16 protein-coding genes are annotated in these 18,439 nt (G+C 64.6%); 9 read left to right on the top strand and 7 right to left on the bottom strand.

Features of this window, described 5'->3' with window-relative positions:
* The first annotated feature begins 243 nt into the window (after positions 1 to 243).
* Both AB8717_RS10705 and AB8717_RS10700 read left to right on the top strand, forming a co-directional pair.
* On the top strand, positions 244 to 924 hold the full coding sequence (locus AB8717_RS10705) for a uracil-DNA glycosylase (RefSeq protein WP_443747325.1): 681 nt from the start codon (positions 244 to 246) through the stop codon (positions 922 to 924).
* A 181-nt stretch (positions 925 to 1,105) separates the two neighbouring features.
* A complete protein-coding gene (locus tag AB8717_RS10700) occupies positions 1,106 to 3,754 on the top strand; it encodes a transglycosylase SLT domain-containing protein (protein WP_443747324.1) in 2,649 nt (882 codons plus the stop codon).
* A gap of 31 nt (positions 3,755 to 3,785) precedes the next feature.
* Here AB8717_RS10700 and AB8717_RS10695 read toward each other — a convergent pair whose 3' ends face one another.
* A complete protein-coding gene (locus AB8717_RS10695; protein WP_443747323.1) occupies positions 3,786 to 4,460 on the bottom strand; it encodes a glycosyltransferase in 675 nt (224 codons plus the stop codon).
* Positions 4,461 to 4,544: 84 nt separating this feature from the next.
* Positions 4,545 to 5,816, bottom strand: coding sequence for a class I SAM-dependent RNA methyltransferase (locus AB8717_RS10690; RefSeq protein ID WP_443747322.1), 1,272 nt, complete (start codon positions 5,814 to 5,816; stop codon positions 4,545 to 4,547).
* A 146-nt stretch (positions 5,817 to 5,962) separates the two neighbouring features.
* Here AB8717_RS10690 and AB8717_RS10685 point away from each other — a divergent pair, with 146 nt between their 5' ends.
* From AB8717_RS10685 to AB8717_RS10665, 5 genes are all read left to right on the top strand, one after another.
* Entirely contained in the window at positions 5,963 to 6,304 is a 342-nt protein-coding gene (locus tag AB8717_RS10685) for a glycine zipper 2TM domain-containing protein (RefSeq protein ID WP_443747321.1), read from the top strand.
* Positions 6,305 to 6,451: 147 nt separating this feature from the next.
* Positions 6,452 to 6,823, top strand: coding sequence for a hypothetical protein (locus AB8717_RS10680; RefSeq protein WP_443747320.1), 372 nt, complete (start codon positions 6,452 to 6,454; stop codon positions 6,821 to 6,823).
* 161 nt (positions 6,824 to 6,984) lie between these two features.
* Positions 6,985 to 7,389, top strand: coding sequence for a hypothetical protein (locus AB8717_RS10675; protein ID WP_443747319.1), 405 nt, complete (start codon positions 6,985 to 6,987; stop codon positions 7,387 to 7,389).
* 183 nt (positions 7,390 to 7,572) lie between these two features.
* Positions 7,573 to 8,055: a glycine zipper 2TM domain-containing protein gene (locus tag AB8717_RS10670; RefSeq protein WP_443747318.1), complete on the top strand. Its 483-nt coding sequence runs from the start codon at positions 7,573 to 7,575 to the stop codon at positions 8,053 to 8,055.
* A 207-nt stretch (positions 8,056 to 8,262) separates the two neighbouring features.
* Positions 8,263 to 8,661 (top strand): glycine zipper 2TM domain-containing protein, encoded by a 399-nt coding sequence (locus AB8717_RS10665; RefSeq protein ID WP_443747317.1) that lies wholly within the window; start codon positions 8,263 to 8,265, stop codon positions 8,659 to 8,661.
* A 75-nt stretch (positions 8,662 to 8,736) separates the two neighbouring features.
* Here AB8717_RS10665 and AB8717_RS10660 read toward each other — a convergent pair whose 3' ends face one another.
* Positions 8,737 to 9,885 (bottom strand): glycosyltransferase, encoded by a 1,149-nt coding sequence (locus AB8717_RS10660; RefSeq protein WP_443747316.1) that lies wholly within the window; start codon positions 9,883 to 9,885, stop codon positions 8,737 to 8,739.
* Between the two features lie 157 nt (positions 9,886 to 10,042).
* Between AB8717_RS10660 and AB8717_RS10655 the strand changes: the two genes are divergently transcribed.
* On the top strand, positions 10,043 to 11,272 hold the full coding sequence (locus AB8717_RS10655; RefSeq protein ID WP_443747315.1) for a hypothetical protein: 1,230 nt from the start codon (positions 10,043 to 10,045) through the stop codon (positions 11,270 to 11,272).
* Entirely contained in the window at positions 11,269 to 12,489 is a 1,221-nt protein-coding gene (locus AB8717_RS10650) for a hypothetical protein (RefSeq protein ID WP_443747314.1), read from the top strand. The genes AB8717_RS10655 and AB8717_RS10650 overlap by 4 nt, the downstream gene beginning before the upstream one ends.
* Here the strand turns inward: AB8717_RS10650 and AB8717_RS10645 are convergent.
* The 4 genes from AB8717_RS10645 to AB8717_RS10630 all read right to left on the bottom strand — a co-directional run bounded on the left by AB8717_RS10645 (position 12,443) and on the right by AB8717_RS10630 (position 18,401).
* Positions 12,443 to 13,186: a hypothetical protein gene (locus AB8717_RS10645; protein WP_443747313.1), complete on the bottom strand. Its 744-nt coding sequence runs from the start codon at positions 13,184 to 13,186 to the stop codon at positions 12,443 to 12,445. The genes AB8717_RS10650 and AB8717_RS10645 overlap by 47 nt on opposite strands.
* Before the next feature lie 261 nt (positions 13,187 to 13,447).
* The gene (locus tag AB8717_RS10640; RefSeq protein WP_443747312.1) at positions 13,448 to 16,141 is read right to left on the bottom strand and encodes a valine--tRNA ligase; all 2,694 of its coding nucleotides are present in this window, start codon (positions 16,139 to 16,141) and stop codon (positions 13,448 to 13,450) included.
* Positions 16,142 to 16,250: 109 nt separating this feature from the next.
* Positions 16,251 to 16,787, bottom strand: coding sequence for a DUF2497 domain-containing protein (locus AB8717_RS10635; RefSeq protein WP_443747311.1), 537 nt, complete (start codon positions 16,785 to 16,787; stop codon positions 16,251 to 16,253).
* A 207-nt stretch (positions 16,788 to 16,994) separates the two neighbouring features.
* Positions 16,995 to 18,401 carry a TolC family outer membrane protein gene (locus AB8717_RS10630; RefSeq protein WP_443747310.1) on the bottom strand — a complete coding sequence of 469 codons (1,407 nt, stop codon included), beginning with the start codon at positions 18,399 to 18,401 and terminating at the stop codon, positions 16,995 to 16,997.
* Positions 18,402 to 18,439 lie beyond the last annotated feature (38 nt).

Raw genomic sequence — 18,439 nt, 5'->3', positions numbered from 1 at the left:
GAACTTTGCCGCCGGAATGCCTATGACATCCCGGCACCGAATATTGTGAGTCACCCCGTCCCGCCCATGGTCCCGACCGACGAAACAGCTTCAAGCGACGCGATCCGAGAGCTTGAAAGCTACCTCGCCTTCCTGGCCGACCATGACCTGGATGAGGTTTACGAAGCTGAGCCTCTTAATCGGACTCTCGCGGAAAATAAACCGCATTTCCCGCGTGCCGTGGCGGCAGGATCGCAAATCCCTGTGACAGGTGTGGCCGCGGCGCCGCAGACCGTTGTGCCGCTCAACGGCCTGAGGCCGCAAAGCCTTGCCAATCTTGACCTCGGGGCAGCGATTCACGAGGCGAAGCAACGCGTCGCCCATGTGCGCTCGTTCGACGAGCTTTATACCGAAGTCGACGCCTTCCAGGCCATGCCGATGCGGCATGAGGGTGCCAGATCGCTGGTGCGTTTCCGCGGGGCCGACGCGCCGAAGCTGCTGGTCGTGGGCGAAATTCCCGATGCGGACGAGGACGCGACCGGTGTCGCCTTTGCCGGCAAGCCCGGCGCGCTGATCGACCGGGCGCTGACGGCGGCGGGCGTGTTCGACGTGACGATGCTGGCGCCATGCGTCTTCTGGCGGCCGGCCGGCGGCCGGCCGCTGACATCGGAAGACACCAGTCTCAACGCGCCCTTCCTGCATGCCTTTATCCGGCTGGCGGCGCCGCAGGCCATTCTGCTGCTCGGCGCCTCGGCCGTGATCAGCGTGCTCAACCTGGACCAAAGCCTGTCGAAGCTGCGTGGCCGCCCCGTTAGCTATACCGAGGGTGGAAATTCGCTGCCCACGGTCGCAACCTATTCCCCGGCCTTCGTGTTGCGGCAGCCGGGATGCAAGGCGCATCTGTGGCGCGACCTGCTGCAAGTCCTTGAACTGGCTGAGCTTTAGGCTGTCCTCAAGCGCTTGTGATACAACCGTCAGGGCATTTTGAGTTGCCTGTGATGCAATGCACACATAAATTTCCGATAAGGACGGATGGTAATGCAATCCTTGCGGCATTGCCTCGGCGTTAATCTTTGATAAAGTCCTTGTGTTAGGTTTCGGTTTTCCACGGCCCTGAGGTACTGTTTTGACTGTAGCCCACCGCCTGCTTTCCGGCTCACCCGGCGTCCGACAGGGACGTATCGGCGTAGCGTCGCTGTTCGGCGCCAGCCTTTTCGCCCTCGCCCTTGCGGCTTCGCCAGTCTGCGCGAAGGAAACGCACAAGGCCGAGGCCGAAAAGGCCGCGAGCAAGACGCACAAAAGCACGAAGACCGCCGACGCCGGCGAGGAAAAGTCGTCTAAAGCCTCGGGCAAGAAGACGACGAAGCTGGCCGCGTCCGATGACGACGACACTTCGAAAAAGACCCGCAAGTCCGGAACGGCAAAGGCTGCGGACGAAGAGGACAGCGGCAAGGGCAAGAAGGGCGGCAAGCTGGCCGAGGCCGAAGCCGCCAAATCGTCGAAGAAGGGCAAGTCGAAGACTGACCTGGCCGACGAAGATTCCCCCAAGGCCAAAGGCAAGCACGGCAAGTCGAGCGACGTCGCGTCCGATGACGACGACGCCCCCAAGGCTAAGGGCAAGCGTGGCAAGACAACCGAGATTGCCTCGGACGACGATGCCCGTCCCGCCAAAAAGGGTTCAAAGGCCGCCGAGCTGGAAGCAAAGGCTCAGAAGACCGTAAAGGGCAAGCACGGCAAGACCGAGCTGGCGTCCGACGATGACGACGCGCCCGTAAAGAAGGGCTCGAAAAAGGCCGAGGCGGCCGAAAAAGGAAAGCACGGCAAGACTACCGAGCTTGCCGATGACGACGCCAGGCCGGCAAAGAAGGGGTCTAAGAAGACCGAAGTCGCGTCGGATGACGACGACGCGCCGAAAGCCAAGGCTGCGCCTGCCGCCCCTGCCCCGGTCAAGGCGGCCGTGGTGAAGGTCGCGGTCAGGACCGTGCCGGCGCAGAAGGCCTCGACCTTCCCGATTTCGCTGGCGTCGCTGGCGACCTCGTTGCAGCGCCTGCCGCAATCCCTGTTCAACCAGCCCGGCCAGCAGACGGTCGCCGTCGCGCCTGTGCCGGTAAAAATGAACACTGCGCCCGTGCCTTATGCGCGTATCCGCACCCAGAATGTCAACACGACCGGTGTTCTGACTCAGACCGACGCGCAGCTGTACCAGGCGGCCTTCGCCCAGATCGACGGCAGCGACTATGACGGCGCCGAGGCGACCCTGGCCCAGGTCAACGATCGCTCGCTGGTCGGTTATGCCGAATATCACAAGCTGTTCAGCGGCGGTTATTCCGCCACCTACGAAGAACTGACGGCCTGGCTTTCGCAGTACGGCGACCAGCCCGTCGCCATGAAGGTGTGGACCCTGGCCAAGCGCAAGAAGCCGGCCGGTGCCCCCGATCCCGCCTTCCCGTCGCTTGTCGGCAACCAGGCCGTGGCCGCCGCCAATGTTATCGCACCGGCGGCCGTGCAACTGTCCGGCACGGGCAGCCTGACGCCTTCGATGAAGGCGGACTACAATCCCGGTGCGCCGCAGCTCGACACTGCCGATTCCGACCTGACGCCGAAGTCGGCGCGGTCCGCCTATAATAACGGCCAGATGGAACAGGCGGTCACGCTGGCGCGCAAGATCGGCGACCACTGGGTGGCCGGCCTCGCCGACTGGCGCCTGAAGCGCTACGACCAGGCCATGGCCGAGTTCAAGTTCGTCGCCACCGACCCCAGCCGCAATGCCTGGAGCCAGTCGAGCGGCGCCTATTGGGCGGGCCGCTGCGCGCTCAAGCTGAACGACAGCGCCGGCGCCGACACCTATTTCAAGATCGCCGCCAGCTTCCCCTTCACCTTCTACGGCCTGCTGGCCGAGGCGCGCCTGGGCGTGACGCCGGCTGTGGCCCTGGCCAAGAAGGGCCTGCCGCCGACCTTCCAGGGCACGGCCCGCGACGCCCTGACCGCCAGCCTGGACGACGACTTCGCCTGGGCCAAGGATAATACGCAGGCTCGCCGTCTCAATGCCCTTGTCCAGATAGGCCGTACCGGCGACGCCCAGGTCGAGTTGCAGACCGCCATGCAGAAGGCCAGCGACGATACGGCGCGCGACCACTGGATGGCGCTGGCCGCCTACAACAATATCCCCGTCAGCCAGCTGACCAGCTCGGACCGCCTGTTCAACGCCTCGCTCTACCCCATCCCGGCCTACAAGCTGCGTGATGACGGCGGCGTCGACAGCGCCCTGGTCTATGCCTTCGCCCGCAAGGAATCGAAGTTCAACGCCAATGCCCGCAGCTATGCCGGTGCCTATGGCCTGCTGCAGCTGATGCCGTCGACGGCGGCCCTGGTCGAGAACGATCCGAGCTTCAATTCGAAGCCGTCGAAGCTGCTCAAGCCCGCGACCAACCTGCGCGTCGGCCAGAAGTACATCCAGCGCCTGATGGATTCGAAGCCGGTCGGTGGCGACCTGCTGCGCACCATCGCCGCCTATAACGGCGGCCCGGGTGTCGTGAAAGACGCGGTCAATTCGCTGGGTCCCGATGCCGACGCCCTGCTGGTCATGGAATCGATCCCTGTGGCCGAAACCCGGCAATATGTCGAGGAAGTCGCCGCCAACTACTGGATCTATCGTCAGCTGATGGGCAAGGAGACGCCCAGCCTGAACCAGGCGGCCGGCGACGCCAGGATCATCGATCCGACCGTCGACGCCGATCCGCGCGACGTGGCGATGGCCGACACGGACGACCAATAGGTCTTGATGATCAAAGCTTTAGAGGGAAGTCCTAAGCCAGCCGCTTGACCGGCGGCTTTGGGGGGATGCCCAGCAGGTACAGGCCGAATTGCAGGGCGCGGCCGGCCGTGCCGATCGCCCAGCCGCGCGCCTTGAAGCGCGTGGCCGAGGTGCCGAGCGACACCGGAATGGGCCGCAGGCGCGCGCGGCCGAGGCTCATCGAGAGCGCGACCTCCTCAAACGCCGTCTGGTCCTTATAGCCGCCGACGCAGTCGTACAGGGCGCGCGAGATCAGCATGCCGTGGTCGCCGCTGGGCAGGGCCAGGAAACGGGCGCGCAGCGCGACGAATTCGCCCCACAGCTTGGCCAGAAGCGACGGCTCTTCGAAACGGATATGGAAATAGCCGGCCTGGGCAGGGAAGTTGCGCACATGGCTGTCGACAGGATCGAGCCAGCCGTCGCCGAGCTGCGAATCCGAATGCAGGATCATCAGCCATTCGCCGCGCGCTTCGCGGCAGCCCTGCCAGAGTTGCAGGCCGCGCGCCGCGTCCGCCTGGACGACGCGGCAGCCGGTGGATTCGGCGATTTCGAGGGTTGCATCGGTCGATCCGCCGTCGACGATCACCACCTCCTTGATCAGCCCTTCGACAACGCCCGGCATCAGGGCGGTCAGGGTACGGACCAGATGGTCTTCGGCATTGAGGGTCGGGATGACGACGGAAATCACGGACGCTACTTTCTTTTCAATTCTTGAAGCTCGGCCTTTTGGCCTCTGGTTCCCGCTATAACACGAGTCCCCGGACACGGGAATCTACCGCGAAAAAATCGCCACCAGTTCGACGTGGGAGGACCACAAGAACTGATCGATCGGGGTGACCCTGTCCAGCGAAAATCCGGCGGCGGTCAGGATTTTTGCGTCACGGATGAAGGTTGTCGGATTGCAGCTGACGCCGACCACGCGCGACACGCCGGACTGGGCGATTTCCGTGGCCTGGGCTTCGGCACCGGCGCGCGGCGGGTCGAATACCACCGCGTCCAGGCCCTTCATTTCCGGGGCCAGCAAGGGGCGGCGGAACAGGTCGCGGACTTCGGGTACGATCGCTTTCAGGCCCGGCGCCGTGGCGATGGCGGATTTCAAAGCACCGACGGCCCCGGCAGCGCCGTCCGCCGCCTTGACCGAAGCGACCTCGGCAAGGGGAAAGGTAAAGGTGCCTGCGCCGCAGAACAGATCGGCGACCGACCTTGCTCCCCTCACCGCCTCGACCACAAGCCGGACCATGTCGGCTTCGGATTTGGCCGAGGCCTGGAGGAACGAGCCCGGCGGCAGGGCGACCTGGGCGCGGCCGAAGGTGACGCGGGGCTTGCGCACTTCATAAAGGATGTCGTCGCCCATGGTGACCCGGGCGAAGTCGGCCTCACCGGCGATCATGGCGATCTGCATGCAGGCGTCGGCCGACAGGCCTCCGCTTTTCAAACGTTCGACGCCGGAAATGTCGATATCGAGCCCGGTCTGCGAGGCGGTGACGTGCAGGATCGGCGCGGACTTCGGATGCTCGAACAGGCCGCGCGCCATTTCCTTCAGCTGCGGCAGGGCGCGGACGATGGCGGGGTCGGCGATCGGACATTCGACGATCGGCACCAGCGACCATGAGCGGCGCATCTTGTAACCGATCTCAACGGCGGCATCCTTTTTGGCGCTCACCTTGCGCGCGTGCAGGCCGACGCGGCGGCGTGAGGCAGGGGGCGTCGTCAGAATCGGAGCGACGTCCGTCTCGATACCGGCGCGCTTCAGCTGGACCTCGACGACTTCACGCTTCCACGCGCCATAGGCATCCATGTCCCAGTGCTGGAGCGCGCAGCCGCCGCATGTCGAAAAGTGGCGGCACGGCGGGGTGACGCGCTCGGGGCTCTGTCGGAGGACCTCAAGGACCTCGACGCGCTCCTTGCCGTCCTTGTCGCGGGTGGTTGCGGCGCGGACGCGTTCGCCCGGCAGGGCCAGGGGCACGACGCGGCCGTCCGCTGTCAGGCCGTCGCCTTGGAATCCTACCTTGTCGATATCGGCTTCGAATTCGGTCACGCGCATTTTTCCGTGGTATAAGGAGCGGTTCGCTTACGCCAAGTCCCGCGAAAATCAACCCATTTTCGCCGCAATGGCTTTATAAGCGTAACCGTGGGGCGTACGATTCGGAGCCGGGTCGGCTACGCCGGAGAGAGCTAGGGAGATATCATATGTCCAAGAAAACCGTTCTGAGTGCCGTTGTGGCCGCCATTGCCGTGACCAGCCTGGTCGCAGGCTCCGTGCCGTCGGTGGCGCTGGCCAAGCACAAGACCGCCGCCCAGATCCAGGCCGAAAAGGACGCCCGCCTGCGTCGCGAGGAAGAGGCCAAGGCCGCCTGCGAGCAGGAAAAGAAGGACAGCAAGAACAAGGGCGCCGTCATCGGCGCCGTGGCCGGCGCGGTCGGCGGCAACGTCATTTCCGGCAAGAAGAGCAAGGGCATGGGTACCATCGCCGGCGCGGTCGTCGGCGGCGTTGTCGGCGCCAAGATGGGCAAGGACAAGGTGAAGTGCTGATTTGGGTTAAATAAAAAACCCTATCGCTTCCTTACGCCGCTCCGCATCGCCGGGGCGGCGTTTTCATGTCCGGTTCATTAACCAAGTCCTAGCCTCGCGATATGGAAGGCGCGGCATCGGGCCGTGCCCTGGATCGGAGGAACAGTCATGAGTCCGTCCATTCTAAAGCCCGCCCTGGCCGCGACCGCCCTTCTCGCTGCCGCCGTACCCGTGGCGGCGCTCGCCAACGGGACCTGCGCGCCTGCCAGGACCGTCCACAAGGTCAAGGCCGTACACCGGGTCGCCGTCCGTCCCGTCAGGACCGTCCGCACCCGCACCGTCGTCCGGTACGTTGCTCCGCCCGTGCGCACCGTGGTGGTCTATCGCACGCATCCGCGGCCCATCTACCGTCCCGTGACCTATGTCCGCGCCGCGCCCGTCGTCTATACGCGCTACGGCCACGACTATGTCCGTCATGATTACTACGGCTACCGTCATCACTGGCGGCATTATGACTGGCATGACGACGGCCCCTATTGAGGTCTTAGCGGGCAGCGTCCTTTATGAAAATTTTGGCGCTGCCCGGGGCCTTCGACATTTCGCGCCCTCGCGAATAACCGGAATGTCGCTGCGTTAACCACAGTTTTGCGTTTCCACCTGCCGGGCCGCCTGCCGAAAGCGGCCATTTTCCGGAGACGACCATGTCCGCACGTATTTCCGTTATGGCCGGCCTGGCTGCGGCCGTTCTGATGGCCGCCTCGCCCGTCCTGGCGCAAGGCATCTATGACGACGATGACGACAATTACCGCCCGCCCCTGGCCGGCGCAGACATTTCGCACGACTATCTGCGCAACTATTACTACGACTACGAAGGCACGCCGCCCCGGGACCCGCGCGTCGGGGAACAGGAAGGTTGGCGCGAGGGCACGCTGCACACGCCGCCGCGCGGATGGTGGAGCCGTTGCGGCTGCGGCTCCAGAGGCTACTGGCACGGGCGCTGGTATGACCGGCCGCCGCTCTATGACTATGGCGAGCGGACGTTCAACCGCGTCGAACTCGATCATCGCACCCAATACGAATACCGCTGGCCGCATCGCGACTGGTGACGGCTTATCCCTGCCTTACGGCTGGGAAGGCCATGCGGATGTCATTCTTGCGCCGGCGGGCCTAGGATCGGACATATGAATGAACATGAATGGAACGCTCAAATGCCGTTCATGTTGCGGGGGTTACCATTGTTTTCAAGATAGCGGCCCCGTCCGGCCGCTCCTGGATTTAGGAGACCCGTCATGATGAAGTACAAAGTCCTCACCCTGTCCCTGCTGGCCGCCGGCGCTGCCGCCGTGGCCATTCCTGCCGTAGCCTCGGCCGACTGCGTCCGCCGCAGCGATGCCGGCGCAAACGGTGCTGTCGTCGGCGCCCTGGCCGGCGCGGCCATCGGTAACGGCACGTCCGGCCGCCATTCCCGCGGCACCGGCACCGTAGCCGGCGCCCTGCTCGGTGCCGCCGTCGGCTCGTCGATCGCCCGCGGCAACACGCACTGCGACTACGGCTATTACGACGACGGCCGCCGCTACGACGACCGCTACAGCTACAACAACGACAGCTATTACGACGATCCGGGCTATTCCTACGGCGAAGACGTCTACGTGGCGCCGCGCCCGGTCTATCGTGAGCGCGTCTATGTCGAGCCCTACCCGTCCTACGGCTATTCGCGCCGGGTCTATGTCGAGCCCCGCTATTACCACTATCGTCACTACCGTCACTGGTAGACCTGAAATCCCCCTCCTGGGAAGCTAACTGGGCACCCTCTCTTCCAGAGGGTGCTCTTTTTTTTCGCCCGTTGGGAGAACGCGGTTTCCCCAGATGAACGAAGATGAACGAAGTTATCAAACTCCGTTCATGTTCGATTATCTATACGTGGACTCATCAAAGGCAGGACGACATGCCCGGCCGGGAACAGGATGAGAGGACTGACAATGCCCAAGATGACGTTCAAGATCGCCGCCGTGGCCGGGCTGACCATGGCAATGCTGCTGCCGGCCATCGCCAATGCCGAAAGCTGCTATGACCGCAAGAAGGACAACCAGGCGACGGGCGCCGTGGTCGGCGCGGTCGCCGGCGGCGCCATCGGCAATGCCACGTCGGGCCGCCATAGCAAGGGCACGGGCACCGTGCTGGGCGCCGTCGTCGGCGCGGCGGTCGGTGCCTCTGTCGGCAAGAACGGCACCAAGTGCCATTACGACTATGATCGCTATGATGACCGGTACGATCGCCACGACGATCGCTGGGATCGCCGCGACGACCGCCGCGATGATCGCTGGGACCGCCGGGACGATCGCCATGATGACCGTTACGACCGCGACCATAACTGGTAAGCCGCTTCATCCGTTACATGAAAAAACGCCCGGAGATATCTCCGGGCGTTTTGCTTTTTTGCGATAAGGGTCCGCCTATTTCTTTTTTCGCCAGGCCAGGACCGTAGAGGCGTAGTAGTTCCATACGCTGCTGGCCAGGACGGCGATGACGCCGGCCACGCGATAGTCCAGGTACTGCTTGAGGAACAGGGCCAGGAAGAAGCTGATAACCGCGCCCAGCGAACAGGCGACATAGAAGGCCAGCAGGCCGCCCAGCACCGCCAGGCCCTTCAGGCGCTTGTCGCGGAAGGTAATGAAGTTGTTGACGAAGAAGTTCGTCGTCATCGAAATCCAGATCGCCAGGCCGTAGCTGAGCGCGTCGTCCGGCAGCCAGCGATAGCGGTACAACGGCGAGGCTTGTCCGCGGAAGATGTGGTGGCCGGCAATCAGCACCGCCAGATAGACGAAGACGCCCGTAACGCCGACGCCGGCGAACAGGACGAAACGTGCCGGCAGCAGGCCGCCCGTGGCCTTTTCGACCAGCAGGGCACCGAGGTCGAGCACGACGCGGATATCGAGTTTCGATTCGCCACCCTGGCGCTGGCGCAGGGACGCCTTCACCTCACCGAATCGCGGCTTGGTTTTCGCGGAAGCCGCGACATCCACCAGGATCTTGAAGCCCACGCCGGCCAGGCGCGGCCGCGCCGATTCGTAATATTCGCGCGTCATCATGAAGCAGCCCGACAGGGGATCGGTCAGCGGCACCTTCAGCACCAGGCCGGTCGCGGCGGTGGCGGCCTTGGACCCAAGGTCGCGGAACCACGACAGGCCGGTGTTGACCTCACCGATGTAACGCGACGCGCAGACCAGGTCCTTGTCGCCCTTCATGATCATCAGCGCCAGGGCGCGGATGGCCTGGGGATCGTGCTGGCCGTCGCCGTCCATGACGCCGAGGTAGCGGCCCTGGGCGATGTCCCAGCCCTTGATCGCGGCAGACGACAGGCCGCGTTCGTCATAGCGCACATGAAGGCGCACATTCGGCCGGGTCTTCGCCAAGTCGAGCACTTCGGCCTGGGTGTTGTCCTGGGAATTGTCGTCGACCACGACGATCTCGTGGTTGATGTCGGCCAGGGTCGTACAGATCTCGTCGATGACGCTGCGGATGGCCGCGCCTTCGTTAAGGGTGCAGACGATGAGGCTGAGATCGGGTGTTGTCCGTACGCCACCTTTGGGTTGATCAGACACGGGATCGTTCAAAAAAGAACTCCTAATTCAATCCTGTAACACGCGGGACAAACTAAGGCCTACCGGCCCTTCTACCCCGAAAAGGCTTCTCACGGCGGATCGGGACAACAATCCTGCTCCATAATCTGTACGCTTCGACTTTACAATGGAGAAACTGATGGGGGTCGAAAGCCGCTCATCATGGCCCATCACCCGGGGTTGGTGGGCCAGCGGACAGGCGCGTTTTGCCTGCCTCTTACCCCTGGCCTTCGGCGTCCTGGCCAAGCTCAAACATCCGGACGGCCTGTTCAGCGAATATCGCACGGTCGCCTGCGCCGGGATTCACGCCAATGCCGGGGATGGTTTCTACAGCCGCACCCTGACCTGCGCGGGCGAACATGTCCCCTCCTTCGTCTACCTGCCCGATATTGCCCGCATCGCCGGCCGCATCATCGCGGCGATCGGGGAGCCGGGTTTCCTGCTCGTCTATCTGTGCCTGACCATTCTGAGCGTGGCGGCCCTGATCAGCGTGCCGCTGTTCTCGGCCCTGGTGCCCGGCCGTTGGCAGGATCGCCTGCCTTTCGGGGCCCTGGTGGCCGGCGGCGCCGTCCTGGTCGGCAATATCGCGGTCATCCTCCATGGCGCCATCCTGATGGCCGCGCTGCTCTTCGAAACGGCGCCGTGGCTGCTGATCGGCGCGGTCGTCCTGGCCGCATGGATCAAGCCGGTCTTCCTGACGGCCCTGGTGATTCCCCTGATCATGGATATGCCGTGGCGCCGGAAGATCATGATGATCGGCGCGGGCGCGGTCCTGGGGCTTTTGCCGACCGCTGTGTTCGCCGCCACCGGCGGCGGACTGGCCCGGCAGTGGCTGGACCTGCTGAGCTATTTCGTGTGCGACGTGACGCCCGGCAAGGGGCTGCTCGGGTGGCTGCAATGGGCGGGGATCAACGGCCGTTCGCCGCTCGCGCAAGGCGCGTGGGTGGTATTCGCCGCGGCCCTGCTGGCCTGCGGGCTGTTGTTGCCCAGGGCGTTGCGGTTGACCTCGGCCGAGCGCATCTGGCTGGGCCTGGCCGTCGCCACCCTGCTCGTTCCGCGCATCATGGCCGAGGACGTCTTCCTGGTCGGCCCCGGCCTGCTGGCGGTGGCGCGCAATGCCCGGCGTCTGTTGCCCGCTTCGACGGCCTTTGAGGCGCGGGTCCTGCGGAGCGGTTCCGGCATCCTGCATGGCCTGTGCGGGATCGCGCTGCTCGGCGGCCTGACGGGCCTGGGCGATGTCGCCGTGCCGTTGGCCCTGCTGGGTTTCAGCCTTTACCTGCTGTTCGCCGGCCAGGTCGCCGCGCGGCAATGGGCGGCGGCGGTCCTGCCACAGCTTGTCCCCGCGAAGCTTACGGAGGCGGCGGAATGAAGGACGCCCTCAGCTTTATCGGGAACCGGACGCGGACCTGGAAGGGCCAGTTGGTCTTTCACCTGATCTTCCTGTTTCCGATCCTCGGTGCGGTCCTCAGCCGGCTGGGCAAGCACCGCCATCTGCTCAACGATTACGACGCGCTGGCCTGTGGCGCGTGGTCGCTGGCCCGCGGGCTTTCGCCCTATGCCCGCCATCCGGTGTGCCCGGGCCTCGATCCGGCGGCCTATGTCTACGCGCCGCAGGTCGGGCTGGCTTTCCGGCCCTTTATCGAGGCGTTCGGGCTTGAGGGATCGCGCCTGGTGTGGCTGATTCCGCTGGTTCCGATGATGGGCGTACTTATATGGTATGCCCTGTTCAAGGCCATGCCGCGCGCGCCGTACGCATTGCGGCTGATGTCGCTGGCGGCGATCGCCGGGTCGATGGTCACCTGCGGCAATGCCGGATTCGTGCTCAACGGCCTGATCGTGTTGTGCGCGTTGAATCTGAAAAGATCGCAATATCCCTTTATCATTGCTGTGCTTTTGGCCGCTATGATAAAGCCCGCCATGCTGACATGGCTGTTCGTGCTGATGGTCGACGATCGGCGCTGGCTGTCGCGGATTGCCGCGACCGCCGTGGCCGCCGTGGCGGGGCTGGCGATCGTCGGCTGGATGATGACGACCGCCGGACCGTTGACGCCGCAATGGCATGCGCTCCTGGGCACGATCCTGCACGAACAGCCGGGGGTCGCCTTCTTCTCGTACTCGAACCTGATCGGGCTCGATCCCGGTTCACCGCTGACCCTGGTCCTGCTGGCCCTGTTCATGGGTGTGCTGGCCCTAAGCGGCCTCGTCCTGGCCGAAGGCGCCGGCCTGTCGCGGGATGAGCGCATCGTACTCGGCATCGGCATGGCGCAACTGCTCAATCCGCGCCTGATGGACTACGACATGTTGACCCTGGCGCCGTTCGTCGCCCTGCTGGTCATGCTGGCGAAGGACCATGGATCCCGCGCCTATAGCTGGATGAGCTGGGTCTTTGCCGGAACGCTGATCGGCTGCGTCGCGACCAATATCGTCGAGTTGCCGCTGCTGCACCGCGCGCCGGTCACGGTCTTCGTCTATTGCGGCATGACGGTGGCTTTGGCGTTGCTGACGTTGCGTCGGCACCGCGCCACGATCCAGGCCTTTGTCAGTAAGGCTGTTTCCTTAAGCCCCAGTAGTAGAGCTGCTTCTTGATGCGGCGCGACCACTTGGCCAGGCGGGCCTTGGGGCGTGCCGGCATGGTCGGGTCGGTGACGTTGCGGCCGCCGCCGATGTGACGGGCGATCCCCGGCAGCAGGAAGGCCATGGTCTGCCCGCTGTCCTTCTTGATGATGGCCGACATCTGGTCGGGCATGACGCGGGCGAACGGCTTGAAGCGGTGATACAGCTCGGTCTTGAACAGGCCGGGATTGGGCGACCAGCCGAAGAATTCGACATGGGCGTTGGCGCGCATGTGCGCCAGGTCGTGGCCGTTGACGGTCATCGGGTCGGAATGGCGGCGCCACTTGCCGCGAATTTCATCGAAGGCGCGGACGCAGACCTGGGCGACGCCTGGCTCTTCCAGCGCCTTCATGGCGGTGTCCCAGTCGACGGGCGCGTCGGTCACCCAGTCGTCTTCGAGGTGGAAGATGTAGGGGGTTTCGACGGCGCTATAGAGGCGGTCGAGCGAGGCCATCAGGCCGGTGCGGCCCTCTCCCGTCAGGATGGTCGCTTCGGGCATGCGCTTTCTGACGGCCTCAATGACGGCTTCATCACCGGAATCTTCGTTGATCAGGTAGCGGCCGCCGCTGTTGAAGCTCTGGAAGGCCTTCAGCGTCTGGTCGAGCAGGTCGAGCCGTCCGCACGACGTGATGGTGACCGTGACCGAGTCCGGAATGGGCTTTGCCGCCATCTTGCGCTGTCTCCGAAGGGGTTCGTTATGTGGTTAGCACGGTGGATGGCGGGGGCTCAAGCGATCTTGCACCTCCCCGTTTTCGAAGAAAATGGGGAGAGCGGGGCGGCCCGTGCCGGACCGCGAGCGAAGCGAGGGGTGGTGGGGTTTCTTGCTTTCCCTTTTGACAACGACGGTAAGAAAGCAAGAAACCCCACCACCACCCTGCGCTAACGCTCCGGGCGGTCCCCCTCCCCATCGCTACGCGACGGGGAGGTGCAACTACATCGCTGCCGTAAGTCGATTGAGCGCCGCCGAAAGCTTGGCTTTGCCGGCTTCGGCGTCGCGGAGGCGTTCGCGGTTTTCCTCGATGACCTCTTCCGGGGCGCGTGACACGAAGGCCGGGTTGTCGAGCTTCTTGCGCACGGCGTCGATGTCCTTGTCGAACACGGTCAGCTCCTTGCGCAGGCGCGCCTCTTCGGCCTTGATGTCGATGAATTCGGCGATCGCCAGGTGCGCGGTCGCTTCGCCGGCCACGAACGGCACCGCGCCAGCCGGAGCCGTCTCGCCTGCCTTCACCTCGGACACGCGGCCGAGGAAGGTGATCAGGTCGTTGTGGCGCGTCAGGCGCGCCGACGACACGTCGCCCGCACCGGTCAGGGTCAGCGGCACGCGCGCCGAGCCCGGCACGTTCATTTCGGAACGGATCGAACGGATTTCGCCGACCAGGTCGATCAGCCAGTTGATCTCTTCATCGGCCTCGGCGTCGATGGCCGATGCATCGAAGCGCGGCCATTGCGCCGACATCAACATGCCCTCCCCGCCCGTCTGTTGCCACAGCTCTTCGGTGATGAAGGGCATGACCGGATGGAGCAGGATCATCGCCTGGTCGAGCACCCAGGCCGTCATGGCGCGGATCTCGGTCTTGGCGGCTTCGTCCGACCCGTTGAGGATCGGCTTGGCCAGTTCCAGGTACCAGTCGCAGAAGACGTTCCAGATGAACTTGTAAAGCGCGTTGGCTGCCACGTCGAAGGCGCAGGCCTCGATGGCTTGCGTCACGGCCGCGTTGACCTTCTGCACCTCGCCGCGAATCCAGCGCGAGAGGGTCAGCTTGACGCTGGCCGGATCGAAGCCGGCGACGCGCTGGCATTCGTTCATGCCGCAGAAGCGCGTGGCATTCCACAGCTTGGTGCCGAAATTGCGATAACCTTCAATGCGTTGTTTCGCCAACTTGATGTCGCGTCCCTGCCCCGACATGGCGGTCAGCGTAAAGCGCAGGGCGTCGGCGCCGAATTCATCGACGATGGTCAGCGGGTCGATGACATTGCCCTTAGACTTCGACATCTTCTGGCCCTTCTCGTCGCGGACCAGGGCGTTGATGAAGACGCGCTGGAACGGCGCCTTGCCCGTGAAGTGCAGGCCCATCATCATCATCCGGGCGACCCAGAAGAAGATGATGTCGAAGCCAGTGACGAGCGTATGCGTCGGGTAGAAGCGGCGCAGATCGTCGGAGTCCTCCGGCCAGCCCATGGTCGAGAACGGCCAGAGCGCCGACGAGAACCAGGTGTCGAGCACGTCTTCGTCCTGGCGCAGGGCGACGCGTTTGCCATAGTGCGTTTCGGCTTCCGCCAGCGCTTCGGCTTCGTTGTCGGCGACGAAGACCTTGCCGTCCTCGGCGTACCATGCCGGAATGCGGTGACCCCACCACAGCTGGCGCGACACACACCACGGCTCGATATTGCGCATCCACTCGAAATAGGTCTTTTCCCAGTTGCGCGGCTCGAAGACGGTGCGGCCGTCCTCGACGGCCTTGATCGCTTCTTTCGCCAGTTCACCGGCGTTCACGTACCACTGGTCGGTCAGATACGGTTCGATGACGACGCCGGAACGGTCGCCGTGCGGCACCATGTGCTTGGTCTTTTCGATCTGCTTGAGCAGGCCGAGGCCTTCCATTTCGGCGATGATCGCCTTGCGCGCGGCGAAACGGTCCTGGCCGCGATAGGCTTCGGGCACGACGTCGTTGAGCGCGCCGTAAACGTCCATGATGTTGATGGCTTCCAGGTTCTGGCGCTTGCCGACCTGGAAGTCGTTGAAATCGTGGGCCGGAGTGATCTTGACCGCGCCCGAGCCCTTTTCGGGATCGGCGTATTCGTCGGCGACGATGGGGATGCGGCGGCCGACGATCGGCAGCGTCACGAATTTCCCGACCAGGCCCTTGTAGCGTTCGTCGTCGGGATGGACGGCGACGCCGGTGTCGCCCAGCATGGTTTCGGGGCGCGTCGTCGCCACGACGATATAGTCGCGAGTCTCGAAGGTCTCGTTGCCCTCCTCGTCCTTGACTGGATGCTGATAGGTAATACCGTCGGCCAGCGGATAGGCGAAGTGGTAATAGGCGCCGTCGACTTCCTTCTGCTCGACCTCGAGGTCCGAGATCGCCGTCTGGAAGTGCGGGTCCCAGTTGACCAAGCGCTTGTCGCGGTACATCAGGCCTTGCTTGTGCAGCGTCACGAAGACCTTGCGCACGGCGTCGGACAGGCCTTCGTCGAGCGTAAAGCGTTCGCGCGACCAGTCGCACGACGCGCCCATGCGGCGCAGCTGGCCGACAATGGTGCCACCCGATTCCGCCTTCCAGGCCCAGACCTTTTCAATGAACTTTTCGCGGCCCATGTCGCGGCGGCCGACATTGCCGGCGGCGGCCAGCTGGCGCTCCACCACCATCTGGGTGGCGATGCCGGCGTGGTCGGTGCCGGGCAGCCACAGGACCGCCTTGCCGCGCATGCGCTCGAACCGCGCCAGCACGTCCTGAAGCGTGTTGTTGAGCGCGTGGCCCATATGCAGGCTGCCCGTGACGTTGGGCGGGGGGATGACGATCGAGAAGCCCTCGCCGTCACCGGTCGGCGCGAAGGCCCCCGACTTTTCCCACATGGCGTAAAGACGCGGTTCAACGACGGATGGATCGAAAGTCTTTTCAAGCATGGTTCTGACGACGAATGACAAAAAGAAAAAAGAGCGGTGCATGGAAGCAGCCGCTCTTTAGCCGTTGCAGGCTAGGAAATCCATAGCGGAGACAGCCGTCTCCGCCTTCTTACCGACCCTGGCGCGACAGGCGCTCGACCTCGATGCGGACCTGCTCCTCGACGATGCGCGGCAGGTTCTCGTCGAGCCAGGCTTGCAGAAGCGGGCGCAGCAGGTCGCTGGTGACGTCTTCCAGCGTACGGTCGCTTTTCGGGACGCGGATCGCGCCGGTGAGCGCGCCGAAGGCCGACGACGCCGAAGCGGCGGTGCGCTCGCTGACCAGACCGGCCGACGGGGCGGCCGCCACGGGTGCCGGACGCGGCGCAGGGGCCGGTTCGGGTTCCGGCTCTGGCTCCGGTTCATAGGCTTCGATATCGCCGACCACGTCCGACTTGGGGGCTTCCCAGGTTTCGGTCAGTTCGAGGACGTCTTCGCCGTCCTCGTCTTCCATTTCGGGTTCGGGTGCAGGCGCCGGTGCGGCAGCGGCGGCCGGTTCCGGTGCAGCCTGCGCCCCGCCGTCTTCCGGCGCGTCATCTTCCGAGATGATGCGGCGAATCGAGGCGAGGATTTCCTCCATTGTCGGTTCGTGTGCGGACTGTTCTGCCATTGTTTTGTAACTGCTGCGAATCGGATGCGGAAAAAGAAGCTTGCCGCAGTGGACACGTATTCGCCCCTTTTGGCAACTCCCGTCAGCCGAAACGGCCTTGGAAAATTCGTCGCGGACGCTAATTTTTCTGTGGGTACACGACTTTACGCGGAGTCTTTTCAGACTCCGCGCGAATTGCCGGAAGCGGAATAAATCCGCAATGCGGAATTACTTGCGGCCGTTGCCGAGCAGGCCTTCGGCGGCGCCGTCGACCGCATGGACGACCGGCACGATCGGCGTCCAGCCCTTGGCCTGAACCTTGTTGAAGTTCTTCTGCGGATCGTAGGCCTGCAGATTGGGCACGAAGGCCTGGGCCGTCAGGTTGCCGGTGACGCTGAGCAGCTGGGCTGCGGCGACATACTGGCTGCGCTGGGCATTGATCAGGTCGAGCTGTGCGCTCTTCAGTTCCTGCTCGGCGTTCAGCACTTCGATATTGGTGCGCAGGCCGACCTGCTGCTCGGTCTTCACGCCCTCGGCGGCGATCTGGGCAGCCTTGACCTGTTCCTGGTTCGAGGTGACGGCCGAGCGAGCGGCGATCATGTTCGACCACGACTGCGACACGGTCGAATCGACGGTGCGGCGGGTTTCCTCGACGGCCAGGCGGCTGGCGGTTTCGGTTTCGAGCGCCTGGCGGACGCGCGAGCCGTTGAGGCCCGAGCTGAACAGCGGCACGGAAACGCGCAGCGTCGCCGACGTGTCTTCCTGGGTGCTGCCGAGCTGGCCGGCGACGCCGGTCTTGCCCGAGCTGACCGACAGGCCGACAGCCGGGCCGAAGGCCGAGCGCTCGGCCTTGACGCGCGCCGCGGCGGCATCATCGGCGTACTTGGCGGCGGCCAGGTCCGGGTTGTTGCTTTCGGCGGTCGACAGGGCGGTGTTGAAGTCGGCGGGCAGGCCCGGCAGGTCGGGCACCGGATCGAGCGCGACGGGCGCCTGTCCGACGATGGCGGTATAGGAGGCGCGGTCGCTGTCGAGCTGGGCCTGGGCCGAAGCCAGGGCGGCGGCCGAAGCCGAGAGGCGCGCCTGGCTCTGCGCCACGTCGGTGCGCGTCAGCTGGCCGGCTTCGAACTGCGCCTGGGTCTGGTCGAGCTGGGCCTTGAGGATGTCGTAGTTGTCCTGGCTGATCTTCAGCGCTTCCTGGTCGCGGCGCACCGCCGTGTAGACGCTGATGACATTGAGCAGCAGGGTCGATTCGGTCGAGCGCAGGGTTTGCTGGCCCGACTTTACGGTCGCTTTCGAGGCATCGAGCTGGGCGCTGAGGCCGCCCGAGGCGAACAGGGTCTGGCTGGCCGACAGCGACACCGACTGGAAGGAGCGGTCGCCGGCCAGGTCCTGGCCGCGGTCGGCGTAGGATTGCGTGGCGCCGAGCGACAGGCTGGGGCCCATATTGGCGCGCGTCTGGACGTAGGTTTCGTCGGTGGCGCGCTGTTGCGCCCTCGCCCGGCCCAGGCCCGGGTTCTGGTTGTAAGCCATGGCGATGGCGTCCGACAGCGATTCGGCTCCGGCCTCAGCCGCGAATCCCAGGGCGGCGATGCCTATGCCGGCCACCAGAGCGAAACGCGAAATTCCTTTGGTCATGTCATACCCCTAGATAGCCGCTGCCCGACGCAACCCCC

Origin of the sequence: Asticcacaulis solisilvae, assembly GCF_052327315.1 — a bacterium.
Taxonomy (GTDB): domain Bacteria; phylum Pseudomonadota; class Alphaproteobacteria; order Caulobacterales; family Caulobacteraceae; genus Asticcacaulis; species Asticcacaulis solisilvae_B.
Note: the sequence above shows the minus strand (reverse complement) of the source record. Positions and strands in the feature narration are given on the sequence as shown.